Origin of the sequence: Brevibacterium aurantiacum, from assembly GCF_900169065.1 — a bacterium.
Classification (GTDB): domain Bacteria; phylum Actinomycetota; class Actinomycetes; order Actinomycetales; family Brevibacteriaceae; genus Brevibacterium; species Brevibacterium aurantiacum.
Genome location: NZ_FXZB01000015.1, coordinates 110127 through 124495 on the forward strand (window position 1 = coordinate 110127; position 14369 = coordinate 124495).

A 14369-nucleotide genomic window follows, 5' to 3' on the forward strand; every position below is an offset into this window, starting at 1 on the left:
AGAATGCTACGCGAATACACTAGTGTGATCGGCGGGGTGCCGACTGATCTCGCTAATGAGCCGTCGACTACGGCGGCGGAAAAGGAGCTTGCAGGGTGGGGAAACGGTTCAAATCTGCACTAGTTGGTATGGGAGTCGCAACAGCGTTGCTGGCCGTAGCGGGCCCAGCGATGGTTCTGTCCACTACACCGGATATCCGTTCCTCAGCCTTGGCTGTCTGGGCGGCTGTTTTCGGCACCTGGATTCTTGCAGTGCTGTGTGCGGTCGTTGTGTACTTGGATAGGAGAACGAGTCGGATGCTGATGACTCTCCGCCGGGAACTCGCTGCGAAGAACAACTGGGACGTCATTGCAGAGGTTCGCGATACCCGCGTCAAACAATCACGACACGAATTCAAGCAGGAACTGCTGCTCGACCGTATCGATGCAAGCGCTACTACTCTGCTCGGGGATGTTGATTCGCTTCGAGCTGATGAGGTGGTACCGGAGCTGACGCCGATACCGTGGCACGGTGGCGAACCTGGCGGACCGAGAGTTCTCTTTGTCACGAGCAATGGGTCGGGAATGGGCCATCTCTCTCGGTGTCTTGCTATTGCTTCGGAAGCCGAACGTGCCGGGTGTCGTACTGCAGTTCTCACCTTGTCGACGGCATACGAAGTCGTGCGCAAGTGGGGGTATCCGGTCATGTATCACCCCAGTTCGGCCGCCTCTCCGTGGACCCTATCGGCCTGGAACCGGTCGTTCGCCCGCTATCTTCAGCGGCGCATCAGTACTGATCGTCCGGATGTCATTGTCTTCGACGGCACTGCTGTTTATCGGGGTGTCACACAGGTGGCCCGTCGGCTGGAAATCCCCCTGGTCTGGCTGCGTCGTGGAATGTGGAAAGAGGGTGTCACCAGGGTTCAATATGACCAGCCGTTCGACGTGGCTGACTTTGTCATCGTTCCCGGCGAGGTGACAGGGGAGGCTCCCCACGACCAAGGCGAGGTTTCCTATGTTGGACCGGTATCTCAAGCAAGCCAGCTGGAGATTCTGAATAGCGAGGCAGCGAAACAGGCACTGGGTCTCGACAAGGATAAACAGTACGCACTCATCCAGGTTGGCAGTGCACAACTCGATGGCCAATCCGCGGTGTCAGCCAGTATCGATTGTCTCAACGCGTTGAATTCCGAGCTGACCCCGGTAGTTTTAGTCTCGCCGGTGGCCGACCGCGAACCTGAGATCCCAGGGGCAGTGGTCGTCCACGGTCGATACCCGCTGGCCCCGTACTTGAAAGCGTTCGAATTCGCTGTGTGCTCTGCCGGATACAACTCAGTGCACGAGAACCTTGCTGTGGGACTTCCCGCAGTCTACGTCCCGAATACGGACGTTGTGACCGACGACCAGACCGCAAGAGCGGAACTCGTCGCTGAGTCGGGATTGGGGCTCGTCGCGCGTTCTGTATCAGAGCTGAACATTGAGATGAGCAATATGGTTTCCCTCGACAGGAGGACCGCTCTCTTTGCGGCACTAGCCGCCAGACAAGTTGTCGACGGAAGCAATGACACGATTATGGAACTGCTGCAGATCATGGATGAAACCAGAATCGAGAGTCTACATCCGGATGGAACGAACGATCATTCTATTGGTTCCTGAGATCGTCCCGCTCGGCGCGTAGATATCTCTCCATGGCTGCTGTTCTTGCTGCAGATTCCTTGGTTGCTTGTTGCAAGCCGTTGAGCGAACGCGCGATTTCCTGTTGCTGCCGCGCGATCGAGTTGAGAGCCGTACGATTCCATTTGGCGTTGCGTTCGGCAATGAAGTTCGCTTGCTTCCAGGTACTTGGCAGAATCTTCGCGATGAATCTCCGCAAGAACGTACTGCGATTCTTTCGGTATTGCTGAAAATTTTCGATGCCGGGCACTTCAACTTTGGAGCTGAGTGGCGTGAATGGCGCGGCGGCCATTTTGTTCTTCAGAGACTTGGCCTCGGCCCGGGACTTGGCCAGAGCGCGTGCCGTTCGTTCTGAGTACTCAACGCTTAACCGAAGGAGCATCTGGGAAGCCTCTGGCGTCGGCGGGGGCCGGTGACCCGCATCTAGTCGCTTCTCGATGAGCTGTCGGTAGAGCAATCCGAAATTTACGTCGAGGAGCCGGCGCGCCGAAGTCAGCGCAGCGGCAGACGTGTCCTGATATGACTGTGGGTCTCCCACGAAGGCGGCAATTTCAAGAGCCATCTGACTGGGGTCGTTCTGCGGAACAGTTTTGACCCCGTGGTTTCCTTCGAGATAGGCGAGCCAGGGAATATCATACATGACCACGGGTAGGCCCAATGCCTGGCCCTCGACGAGGGTCAAAGGGAACCCTTCGATGGAGCTGGTCATGAGGCACACATCGGCGTGCTGGAGTGCCGATGTCAGCTCTTTTCCATGCAACGGGCCGAGCACATCGACGGATTCGCTGAGCCCGATGCGCTGAGCTTCTCTGAGCAGTATGGCTCGTGTCATGTCGGGCCCGTCAGGTCCGATGATCGACATGTGGAACTCGACGCCCAGATCTCGCAGACCTGAAGCCACCTTGAGCAATTCAGCGACTTGTTTCGTTGATTGCTGGAGGCGGCCCCACCAAACGAGTTCGATGGGCGCAGACCTGAGCTTCTTGGGTTCAGAGTCTGTTCCCTGCTCGATGAGCATGGGTGACGGCGGATTTGGTAAATAGACAGCGTTGTCGACGCCATTGATTGTCCAGAACGCGACGTCAGTCGGAGACAGTACAACGGTGTCTTCCAAAGTGTGCAAGTTGGCGGCGATGAACGACGTCCTAGTCGATCCATTGAATATCGGTCGCAGCGCGAAGTTGTGTACCCAGCCGATGGTCCCGATCCCTACCGCACGAGTTGCGAGGGCGTAGAACGGCCAGTACTCGTTGTAGAGGAGATGGTGGTCAAACACGGCATCAGCGTCGACATCAGAACAGATGTCGATGAAACATTGGATCTTCTCGGCCCAACTGTTGCCGACAATGGTGACATTTCGGGCATCCGGCGTGATCGGATGGTCAATGTCCTGGTCTTCGTGAAGGGCAACGGTCACGTCGATGCCTTCGCTCACCATGATGTGCGCTTGTGCGGCCACGACTCCCTGGAGGCCGCCCGTTTTCAGGTGTGATGTCGTCACGACGACACTTCGTGCCTGCTGGACCGGTGAAACGGCGAGGTGCTCGAACTGCTCCACCAGCATCGGGAGGGCCTCCCTGCAGAAATCTGCCGATGCCAGAACGATATCGAGCGCTCCGACACGGCTCAGCAGCAGATCGAAGCATTGATCTCGCAAGTCTCCGGTGGTGCGTTCCAGACAATCGCGGACCAGATTGCTGATAAGTGATCGACGCGCGGATCGATATGACGCGTGGGCATGGGCGGGGACCTGATCATCGATCGACTCCAATGAATCGACTGCGCTCAGATAGAACTTGAACTGGTCGATAGTGTCGATCGATTGCCCGCTCGTGCCTCGACGGAAGAAATAGCGGTAGAGACGGTTCGAAGTCGACACATATCTGCGAGCATTTGACAGGGCGAGGAACGAAACCGGAATGTCATTTGCTCGATAGAACTGAAATGACTCGTCGGCTTGCCTATATGCATCGCGGAGGAGCTCCCGATCGAACAGGTACTTCCACAAGTGCCCCTGTGCGGGTTGACCAAGTGGAAACAAGGCGGAGACTATCTGCTCGCCGATGAGCTCGGCATGTTTGGGCTGAAGGGAACGTTCGAAGCGAGGTGTTCCTTGGCCGGCGGGCATGACCATCTCAACGCCGAACCCGACGACATCCGCCGATGAATCTCGAGCCTTGGCTAACGTGACTTCCGCAGCGTTGCGGGCCAGCTCGTCATCTCCGTCGAGGAATAGAACGTAACGTGCTTTCGCTGCAGCTATGCCTACCCTTCGCGCTTGATACGCGGAACTATTCTTCTCAAGCCCGATGTATCGAAGCCGAGGATCGTCCGCCATTTGAAGAACTACCTCAGCGGTGTCATCGGTTGACGCATCATCAACGCAGATGACTTCGATGTCTCGTTCAGTCTGCGCCAGTGCACTGTGTATCGCCCGACCTACAAACTCTGCATCATTGTGAACTGCCATGACGATTGACACCGATGGCGCATGAGCTATTGCCGCGGAATCGACGGCGGTGGACATCGTCACGGTTGGGCATACCTCAATCACTCGGTGTGGAGAGCAGCGGGGCCGACGGAATACGACTCATGCAAATCCAGTCTTCAACGCCACATCAGATTACCTCAGTGCCATTCCGTCTTGATTGCGGGCTTCAGCTATGTGACCGGTCAACCGGTAAACCTTGGGTGAAGAACTGAGTAACACCGCCATGCCGTGTGAGGGAATTGAGGCCTTATCGCCGGCGGATACAGCGATGTCTCCCAAGCTATCGAGTCTAGTCGGAGGAGACGTCGACCATCCGGTATGAGAAGATGTTTAGCATGTCTGATCTTCTTGTAGTCGGTTCTGGCTTCTTCGGTCTCACAATTGCCGAGCGAGCGGCTCATGCCGGCAAAAAAGTGACTGTTATTGAGCGCCGCTCCCATATCGGCGGCAATGCGTACAGTGAGATCGAACCGACGACAGGGATTGAGGTGCACCAATATGGTGCCCATCTCTTCCATACGTCCAATAAAACGGTTTGGGACTACGTCAATAGATTTACCACCTTCACAAACTACTCCCACAGGGTCTATTCCACTCATGCCGGTCGAGTCTTCGCGTTGCCGGTGAACCTCCACACGATCAATCAATTCTTCGACGCCGCGTACACCCCTGATGAGGCGCGATCCCTCATCAAGGAGCAAGCAGGCGAGTATGACGTCGATTCAGCTCGGAACTTCTATGAAAAGGGCATTGCATTAGTTGGGCGCCCACTGTTCGAGGCGTTCTTCGCGCACTACACCGCAAAGCAGTGGCAGACATCGCCCGAAAAGCTTTCCGGTGACATCGTTTCGCGATTGCCTGTGCGGTATAACTACGACAACCGATACTTCAACGACACATATGAAGGGTTGCCGACTGACGGTTATACTGCTTGGATTGAGCGTATGGCCGATCATCCGAACATTGAGGTTCGTTTGGATACGGACTTCTTCGACTTGACGCAACCGTGGAGCAAGGAATCCGCGGTTGGGCAGGTTCCGGTGGTTTACACCGGGCCAGTGGACCGTTACTTCGACTACAGCGAAGGGGAACTGAGCTGGAGGACCTTGGATTTCGAGCAGGAGATTCTGCCTGTTCGTGACTTTCAGGGAACGCCGGTGATGAACTACCCGGATGCCGACGTGCCCTACACCAGGATCCATGAGTTCAAACATTTCCACCCGGAGCGTGCAACGGCCCACGCGTCCGATCAGACTGTCATCATGAGAGAGTTCTCGCGTTTCGCCGACAGGGATGATGAACCGTACTATCCGGTGAATACGGCCGATGACAGGGCAGCTCTGCTCTCGTATCGTCAGCGTGCCGCCAACGAGCCGAATGTGTACTTCGGAGGCAGGCTCGGTACCTACAAGTACTTGGACATGCACATGGCAATCGGATCGGCGTTGTCGTTGTGGCGCAATGAATTGGCCGACAGCATCTGATAGGGCGGCGCTCGGGAATGCGGCCGTGTTCACCGCGAATGACGATGCGACTATGCGCGCCGTTACATAGAGTTCAAGTGGAGTTCATTTTAAGGCATCGATTTTCGTATTCGTCTTCAGATGGCGTTTCCGTGTAGCTGAAGTTGCATGCGTCTTATGCGGGTGCGTTGCGATTTTGGCGGATTGCCACCTGCTAAACTGCGAAGGTGCAAAGTATCTCTGAAAACTCTGATTCCCCGTACATGCATTCGGACGACTTCCTGGTTCGAATCAGCAACGGCAGCTATGCCGACTTTCCTGCATATTCGGCTCAGGGAACACCTGCATCTCAGTCATCGTCAGAACTGGCGAGTTCGACGCTCGAACTTGTGGCGGGAGACAGGGCGCGCTTCGAACGCCTCTCAGCCCGCCGATCCCCAAAGATCTCAACGATGCGTGTGCGAGCCTTCGGCGCTTGTCACGAGTCCATCTGGGCACTCGATCTGCTCTCTGAAAGGTTCACTGAGGGAAAGCACGATTGGGCCAGTCTGAAGGCGGCGGCCGCACGTTTCGCGGACGATCCGCGGGCGTTCGACCAGACATTGGACCGGATGAGCTTGAAGGATTTGTGGGCGCTCTCTGAGCTGTTGCATGCGCGTGAACTTGCCAGCGCATCAGAACAGGCGCTTCTGAAGTTCATATCCACACGGGTACTGGCCGGCGCGGAGTTCGATCGGAAGCTGAATGAGCTGCTGATCGAGAGGTTGCTGTATGCCGATCTGATTGAGCCCGCACGGATTCTGGTTTCACGTCTCGACGACAGCACGTGGCGTAAACAAGCGCTTGCGGTTGAGCTGGAGCATTCGCGCTTCGGCGGCACAATTGAAGGTACTTTGCTCGCCCTCAACCCCTCGCTCTACCGTTACGGTTTGGAACGGATCGGTGTGAGCGGAGACGGAGACTCCGGATTCCAGCGGCTGCAGACCGAGGCCACGGGTCGTGTCGACGACGGGCCGCTCGTCTCTGTCATCATGACGACGGATCACCCGACGGTGAACGCGGTGACTGCGGCGCGATCGATTGTGGAACAGTCCTACCAAAACCTGGAATTGATCGTTATCGACGGTTCACCCGGCGTTTTCGAACCGGTGTTGGAACAGATCGCATCGCTGGATTCGCGAATCAAAGTCGTCCGTGAGTCGGCAGACTCCAACCAGTACGTTCGCCGCAACAATGCGATTGATCTGGCAGCAGGATCGTTCATCACCTTCCAGAGTGATCACGCTTGGGCACACCCGAGGCGCATAGAAACACAGGTTCGTGACCTCGTCGAGAACAGCGGCAAACTGGCAAACATCGTCCGAAAGATCCGAGTCAGCGATGATCTCTCGCTTGTGAGCTCTCGAGGAGCTCGCCTCGCGCTCTCCGAGCCGTCTCTCCTGTTCCGACGTGACGCTGTGATCGACGAGATCGGGTACTTCGATGGTGCTCGGAAGGGCGCAGGTACCGAATTCCGAAAACGTCTGGAAGCAGCCACCGGTGCGCGCATTGAAGCCGTCGGTCCTGAAGTTCCTCTGGAATTTGCTCTGATCGATCCGTCTGACGATGCGCAGGACGACTTCGAAGGGGGGCTGTGGATTGATCCGGTATGGCTCGAGTACCGCGAGGCGTACTCCCAGTTCCATAACCGCATCAGTGTGGGTGAAGACAGTGCATACATCCGGGCAGGGGCCGGCCGACAAGCTTTCGCCGCGCCGGTACGGTGGACGCAAGATTCGCCGTCATCGACCTCCTTCGATGTGATTCTCATTCTCGATGGACGGCGTACACCGCGGCGCAATGAGTTCATCGAAGCAGTTGTCGACGAACTCTATTCGTTGATTGCCACTGGAGCTCGCGTTGCAGTGATGCAGTCCGATTCGGCCGACGGGGGCGATCGGCCGGGTCCGATGGCAGACGCTCTCCATGAGCTCGTTCAATCGGGCAGGATCACACAGATCTTCGAGGGCGACCAGGTAGAAGCAGACGTAGCGATAGTCCGGCATGCGGTCGCGGTTCAGGGACACTCACCGCAGAGTCAGTCGCTAAACGTGGAACGAGTCGTGGTTGTCGAGGATATCGTCGGAGGAGACCTTCGATCAACGACCTTCGCGCAAGCTGACGTCGATGAGACCTTGAAGAGTTGGGCAGGGGCCGATCCGGAATGGGTCACTGCCGCGCCGTTGGTTGAGCGTCCGGTACTACATTCTGTTGTCGTGGACGATGGGGCGGTTCGGGTGACTATCAGCGCACCGGATTCTCATCAGCTTGTCGCAGTAAAATTCGCCAGCGGAGACACAAGTGTTGACGTTCCAGTTGTCGCCGGCGGCGACAACGAGGATATTGTCGCCGAAATCCAGTTGGACGAGCTTCCCGTCGGAGAACTCCTTGTCTCAATCGTTCGTCGGCATGACATCGGCGAATCCGTCCAGGGCTGCATAGTCAAACATCAACGGGTCCTGAGTGCGATCGGTGATCGGATTCTAGTCGCGAGTGGCCGGCTCCTGCGTCTGCTGCCGAATGCCGCGCAACCAGGACCGAATGACAACGTCGGGTTTGCTGAACGATACCTTGATGTGTCTGTAGATTCGGCGCGGATCTTCCGAGGACAGATTGAACTGAGTTTGTACCGTGGTCCCGAGGTCCAGCTGACCGCACTGCACCTATTGAGAGAGGTCGACGGAAGAGTTCGGCGCCACGAGTTCGAGCTCGGCGAGCCGGATGGAACCAGCCAGATCGCAACGAGAAACGTCGACGGGATCCTTGACACTCGGTGGAAAGTCTTCGGTGTATTTCAAACACCAATGGGACCGGTCTCGGCCCCAGTCGGTTTCGGAGTCGATACCCCTACGCACGACTCCAACGAACACCACATCCGCAAGTTGACCTCCGGCAGCGCGGGCGTGATTCACATCGTCGAACAACCGCGCACTGTCAGTACGGATCGCACGCCCTTTCTGTCGATCGTTATGCCAGTGTTCAACGTTGCACCATACCTGGATACATCAATCCAGTCCGTACTGATGCAGGATTTCGAGGACTTCGAGCTGATCATTGTCGACGATGCTTCCACCGACAACGGTCGGCAGGTCATCGAAATGCACCGGGCGCTCGATGACCGAATTCGCGTCATCGAGCTGGATCACAACACGCTTGGTGGAGCCGGCGTGCCGAGCAATCTTGGCATACGAGCAGCGCGCGGCAAATATATCGCCTTCGTCGATAGCGACGATTGGGTGACGAAGTCGGCCTTCAGCAGATTGATCGAGCTGGCTGAAGCCAATGACGCCGAGCTGGTCATCGGCGACTTCCGCACTTTCGACGAGAACGACAGAAGCTTCGCGGACGCCTACGACGGCGACAGATGGCGGAATATCCCCTTGGAACAGGTGATCTCAGCGTCGAGCCATCCAAGTCTGCTGCGACTTTCTCCTGTCCCCTGGCGCAAACTGTACCGATCCGACTTCGTCAGAAAGAATCATGTGCTCTACCCGGAAGGAGACTACTTCTACGAGGACAACCCGCTGCACTGGCATGTCCTGTCACGTGCAGAACGGATCGTCGCTTGTGACGAGATCGTCAGCTATCACCGGATGGCGCGTGAGGGCCAGACGATGGGAGCCTTCGAATACAAACTGGGTGCAATCGCCAGTCACGCGAACACGATTCTGCAGTCGCTGAAGACCAGTACGGCCGATCACCGGGAGATTTTGTTCTCGGAGTTCATCGACTATGTCAGTCGGCAACGGTGGATCGTGCGCCGACAGACCCAACCGGCTGCGGCAAAGATCATCCAGCATCGCCTGGCAGACATCTACGACCGGGCCAGGGAGATAGAACCAGCTGCAAACGTCCCCCAGAAGACGATTTCGCATTTTGCTGGATACCGCTCGGCTTATCCCGACCTCGACCTGACGATCGTCATACCGGTCTACAACAGTGCCGACCTGTTGCGCGATACTTTGGACTCAGTGATGGCGCTGGACGGTCTGGCCTTCGACGTGTTGCTGATCGACGATGGCTCGACTGACAAATCACTGCACGTCATGCGCGAGTACGAGCGAAAGTACGCAAACGTGCACGTCTTCGAACAGAAGAACCGAGGTGCCGGCCGGGCGCGTAACGCAATCATTCCGCTGTGTACTGGCCGGTATACCTACTTCTTGGACGCCGATGACGTTATCAATGCGAATGCACTTCGGCAAGCAATCATCAAAGCAGACCATGATGAATCGGATTTGATGTTTGTCCAGTATCGCATTGAGTTTGCCGATGAGGGTCGATCACGCGGGATGTTCAACGCCGATTCGGACATCTGGAAACAATTAAACGAAGCTACAGACATAAACGCCAAACGGGACCTGCTTGCCGGATTGATCAATTATCCATGGAATCGAATCATAAAAACTTCACTATTACACGACGCAAATATTTTCTTTGGGCCCACCATTGTTCATAACGATGTCTTGTATCACTGGCACAGCATCCTAAGCGCGGAAGCAATCGGCCATCTTGAGGTAGAGGTATGTACTCATCGCAAATTCAAGAGTCGAAGTCAAGTTACAAATATTGACGACGAGAGAAGAATGGCGGTGCTTGAAGCGCTGCGGGGTACACATGAACGCATTTCGCCTTTGGGATCCTACAGTACCGTAAAACCAGCGTGGTCTAAATTTGCGATGGAATTAATAGAATGGGCGAAAGCCAGAATACCCGCACAATTTCAAGAGACGTACCGCCAGCGTAGCCAAGAGCTCTCCACCAAAATCGCCGGTGAATGAGGATGCGGCAACCATGACTCCCGCATGATGTTTGTTGTAGCACGTGATACTGAAAGCGAGTGCGATCCGCTGTTGCCGCAGGACTAGATGATTGATTTCTCGCCGAATGTGCATTACAATCAAGAATCAATGTAATTGAAAATTGACAAAAAGACTCATGCAATAACCGTCTGCTTGGAATTGTTTGCTTCTGGGTATATCGCACTCGCAGCTGGCTCTTCCTGCGAGTAGCTATTTGCCGGGTATTACAGTTTTCTCGTCGCATAATACGACCAGCCATTTATGAGGACACAGTATGTACGCATCCTTGAAGTTTGACCGTCGGCAACGAGAGCTGTCTGTCGAATGCTACGAATATCCTAGATCGGCCAAAATACAAATCCAATTGCTTCGACATAATAGAATAATCGACACGATTTGGCTGAAATCTGACAATAAATACAGCTGGAAAGTCGATGAAGCCAATATAGCGGCTGGCGACTACCATGTAAAAGCGTCGATCGAAGACGCTGATTTATCTGTTGAAACCGAATGGCAGTATGTGCCAGTGTTGGAGCTTGTTGACTCACATGTAGAACCTAACGACGAAGTTAGAGCTAGCCTTGAGGCGCTTGCCGATATACCTGTGCCCTCCGCAATGAGTCCCCATGGAGTTCTCGCTTATGTGCGTTGGGAAAGCGCAAAAGGCACTGACGATCACGATAGCCGATTGAATGATATCGCAGCGCTTGCGGCTTCGGTGGATTCCGAACTGTTCGACGTCGCGTCGGGGCCTCGCTTACTTCGGCATGATGACGTTGCGGAGTGTGAACTCGATAGGACGCCTGCTGCCCTTACCGCGAGTATGGTGATTTCCTCGTCGACGCCGGTTGGTATAAATGCGGCAGAGGGTGCCGTAGGCTTCGGCTCAGGTTATGTATACCAAGAACGCAATCTTAAAAAGGGTAGCTCTGTAGTTGACGCTCTAGAGCGGAACGAACATGCCTCGTCGACGTGCGGTTCGCGCCTGATGTCGTTCTGTAGTGGTGAGTTCGTTGCTTGTGCCGTCTTCCCTGACGGCTCTGTGGAATTCCATTCGGACTATGCTGGATACGGTATCTGGTACGAATATCACAGCAACACTCTAAGCATTGTTGCTTCAAGTTTCCTCCTTGCAGTTCAAATCGCCCGTCTATTGGGTGAAGATTTGAACTTGAACTTCGATACAATTGATGCCGATTTTACCTCGTTGGTGCAGCCGTTTCAGCAACCGTTGCTTGATGCTCTTGAAATTCAAGGGTTTGCGATAGTGCGACCAGACCAGGTGCGGCTTCTGGATCCCAAAGGTGGCTTGGGATATTCGCGGAGTGCTCTCGGATTGGATATTGACCGGCCATTAAGTTTCACTGACGCGAGGTACAACGAGCTTCTGGACGCTGCTGCAGAGGAAATCAAAAGTAATTGTGCTGCGATATTGAATGACCCTGACATACGGGAAGTGCGTTGCGACATTACTGGTGGTCTTGATTCGCGCGTAGTGCTTGCTGGGATGCTCGCTACTGCTGACGAAAACCTTGGTAAAGTGTCCCTGTTTACCGCTCGCGTTGACACGAACGTCAGTGCTGAAGACGAACGCATCGCGTCTGTCATTTCAAAAGAATGTGGCGTGCCGTTCAGCAGGCGAGGTGTCACCAGAGTGGGGCCCTGTTCCACTACGCATTTAGCACAAAAGCAGATTAGTTCAACGTACGGATCATATTGGCATCGGAGTCATGGGCACCCGTTGGAGCCGGACCCGGAAGTAATATACGTGGGCGGAGCTGGCCTCGGCAATATTGCTCGCGACTACACCACCGACGCGTGGGGAATCTCGCAGGCTAGGGTGAGATCCCCCGCTGAGCTGACTGTAACGTTGGCGCAGACAGTCTTCAAATGGCGCGGCCATGCTACAATGAAGCCCGCTCCTACTAGAGGCGTTTTGGACGTTGCGTCGAGATGGGAGGACGTTCCAGGGTCGATGTCGCAGAAAGCAAGTCATATTTTTAACTTCTTTCGGGCCCGATTGCACGGTGGAGGTCGGATCAACGCAACCATGGGTTCTTGGTCGGCCACCCCTGCTATAACGCGTTCGTTATATAAATTGCGTTTGATGGTAGGTACACTAATGACCGGGCCGAGGGTCCAGTTAGAGCTGTGTAATCGTTTGGCGCCCAACCTTGCGTCGATACCCTATGACAAAGCGTCATACAATCGGGCCTTCAGCGCACTTTTCGGTTCAATGCGAGACAGTATGACCACCGACGGGCGAGAATTGGAAGAGTCCCGGACTGTTTCAGCGGCTAGTACTCGCTGGATAGCGTGCGACGTGTGTGAGCAATTTTCCCCGAGTCGGGATCGCAAGAGTTCTGAGAACGAATTGATCGACCTTGCGTTGGGTGCAATTAGTGAAATGTCTAAGGATGTGCAGCTCTCTGACATTCTGCAGGTTGCTGAACGGTGGGCAAGAAACGAGCTTGGGGTGCGTTACGGGGTAGACCATAGTTATGGAAGGACCTTTGTCAATAAGGTTCTGCACCTCTATGCAATGTGGCGGATGTGTGGCGGTACAATTGCAAACAACATGGACTGAGCTCGGCGATACTCGCTACTATTTCGTCTTTGTTTAAAAGAACCGGCATGGTTCGATGTTGCCAGGTAAGGAGTTGTCATGCCTGTTAGTAGATTCAAAATTGACGATACTGGTGCAGACCAGTTGTTGGCAGCTGGGGTAACTTGGAACCGTGGGGCTGAGTTGTGGCCGATGTCGGCAGGCACCGAAGTACTGGCCGCTGAAAAGCGTGTATTTGAGCAGTTTACGCGACATCCGCGCAATATGATTCTTCCGATGGGCGCGTTTTCATATGTCGTGGACGCGCCCAGGAATATGATGTTCGCTGATATCGGCAGATTCTGTTCTGTGGCCCGCGGGTTGCGGATTGTTAACGGAAACCATCCGATCGACTCTGTCACGACAAGTCCGTACCATTTTAGCGACTTTTATGACTCGTACTTGCCTGAGCGTTTACGGTATCAAGGTCCTGGGAATGAATTCCCGCGCGGTTACGGTCGGGTGCGAATCGGCAATGATGTGTGGATCGGTGGTCATTGCATTGTTCGCAGCGGTTTGAGAATTGGCAACGGTGCCGTTATCGCGAGCGGAAGTGTGGTCGTGAAAGACGTCCCCGATTACGCGATTGTGGGCGGGAATCCTGCAAAGATCATTAGAATGAGGTTTCCGGTCGAAATTGTTCAGCGGTTTATGGACCTTCAGTACTGGTTGTATGATCCTCAGTGCTTTCGCGATCTGAACATGTTTGACGTTGAAGAGTTTCTGGGCTTTATGGAGACTCGGAAAGCCGAAGGTGCTCTCCGTGAATTTTTGCCTAGGAGATTTTTCTTTAATTCAGGGCAGTTGCACGAAGTTTGAGTGTTTTGCTGTTTTGTAGTTTGTTGCCATTGCCGTGCGTAGAATTATGTCGTCTGGGCTACGTTTAATAGAGATAGTGTTTTTCGCTGTACCCGAATGCGTGAATTGTTGAGTTCGCCAAAAGCTCATTGTCATAGACCGACCAAGTATGTTCATGGTCGCCACGGACCTGGATGAAATTGAATCGGTCCGCCGAGTAGATGCGGGCGCCGTCAGCTACGATCCGCTGCTGAAGTTCGGTGTCTTCTCCCTGGGTGCGATCCGCAAATCGGTGCCTTGAGAAGAGATCCTTGCGGCTCATAAGCGTCGGACCCATGACGATGTCGGTGAAGCGGTGTTCTCGCTCCGGGAACCGACACATGACGATATCGGGCTCTTCGCAAACGAGAGTGTATACCGATGAATTTCAAACAGAGCGAGTCGCTACCCGGATAGACGTCGAGGTCTTCCGATGATGGAAGTTCTCACACTGCCCATCCGAAAGACCTCGACGTGGAC

Annotated in this window: 7 protein-coding genes; 6 read left to right on the top strand and 1 reads right to left on the bottom strand. The window is 54.7% G+C overall.

Features of this window, described 5'->3' with window-relative positions; genetic code table 11:
• The first annotated feature begins 128 nt into the window (after window positions 1-128).
• Window positions 129-1634 carry a glycosyltransferase gene (locus BAUR9175_RS11790; RefSeq protein WP_141322684.1) on the top strand — a complete coding sequence of 502 codons (1506 nt, stop codon included), beginning with the start codon at window positions 129-131 and terminating at the stop codon, window positions 1632-1634.
• On the opposite strand, the gene BAUR9175_RS11795 is transcribed toward BAUR9175_RS11790, so the two are convergent.
• A complete protein-coding gene (locus BAUR9175_RS11795) occupies window positions 1621-4179 on the bottom strand; it encodes a glycosyltransferase (protein ID WP_101583870.1) in 2559 nt (852 codons plus the stop codon). The two genes, BAUR9175_RS11790 and BAUR9175_RS11795, sit on opposite strands and share 14 nt — an antisense overlap.
• A 290-nt stretch (window positions 4180-4469) precedes the next feature.
• Here BAUR9175_RS11795 and glf point away from each other — a divergent pair, with 290 nt between their 5' ends.
• From glf to BAUR9175_RS19710, 5 genes are all read left to right on the top strand, one after another.
• Window positions 4470-5627, top strand: a complete 1158-nt coding sequence (glf, locus tag BAUR9175_RS11800) for a UDP-galactopyranose mutase (RefSeq protein WP_101583872.1) — start codon at window positions 4470-4472, stop codon at window positions 5625-5627.
• Between the two features lie 242 nt (window positions 5628-5869).
• Window positions 5870-10426: a glycosyltransferase family 2 protein gene (locus BAUR9175_RS11805; protein WP_101583874.1), complete on the top strand. Its 4557-nt coding sequence runs from the start codon at window positions 5870-5872 to the stop codon at window positions 10424-10426.
• A 295-nt stretch (window positions 10427-10721) separates the two neighbouring features.
• A complete protein-coding gene (locus BAUR9175_RS11810; protein WP_141322682.1) occupies window positions 10722-13034 on the top strand; it encodes a hypothetical protein in 2313 nt (770 codons plus the stop codon).
• Between the two features lie 78 nt (window positions 13035-13112).
• The gene (locus BAUR9175_RS19875; protein ID WP_101583878.1) at window positions 13113-13871 is read left to right on the top strand and encodes a CatB-related O-acetyltransferase; all 759 of its coding nucleotides are present in this window, start codon (window positions 13113-13115) and stop codon (window positions 13869-13871) included.
• A gap of 148 nt (window positions 13872-14019) precedes the next feature.
• Entirely contained in the window at window positions 14020-14151 is a 132-nt protein-coding gene (locus BAUR9175_RS19710) for a hypothetical protein (protein WP_257944326.1), read from the top strand.
• Window positions 14152-14369: the final 218 nt, after the last annotated feature.

Coding starts and splice junctions, on each gene's coding strand:
- BAUR9175_RS11790 (WP_141322684.1), top strand. CDS start 129: ATGGGAGTCGCAACAGCGTTGCTGGCCGTAGCGGGCCCAGCGATGGTT.
- BAUR9175_RS11795 (WP_101583870.1), bottom strand. CDS start 4,179: ATGTCCACCGCCGTCGATTCCGCGGCAATAGCTCATGCGCCATCGGTG.
- glf (WP_101583872.1), top strand. CDS start 4,470: ATGTTTAGCATGTCTGATCTTCTTGTAGTCGGTTCTGGCTTCTTCGGT.
- BAUR9175_RS11805 (WP_101583874.1), top strand. CDS start 5,870: ATGCATTCGGACGACTTCCTGGTTCGAATCAGCAACGGCAGCTATGCC.
- BAUR9175_RS11810 (WP_141322682.1), top strand. CDS start 10,722: ATGTACGCATCCTTGAAGTTTGACCGTCGGCAACGAGAGCTGTCTGTC.
- BAUR9175_RS19875 (WP_101583878.1), top strand. CDS start 13,113: ATGCCTGTTAGTAGATTCAAAATTGACGATACTGGTGCAGACCAGTTG.
- BAUR9175_RS19710 (WP_257944326.1), top strand. CDS start 14,020: ATGTTCATGGTCGCCACGGACCTGGATGAAATTGAATCGGTCCGCCGA.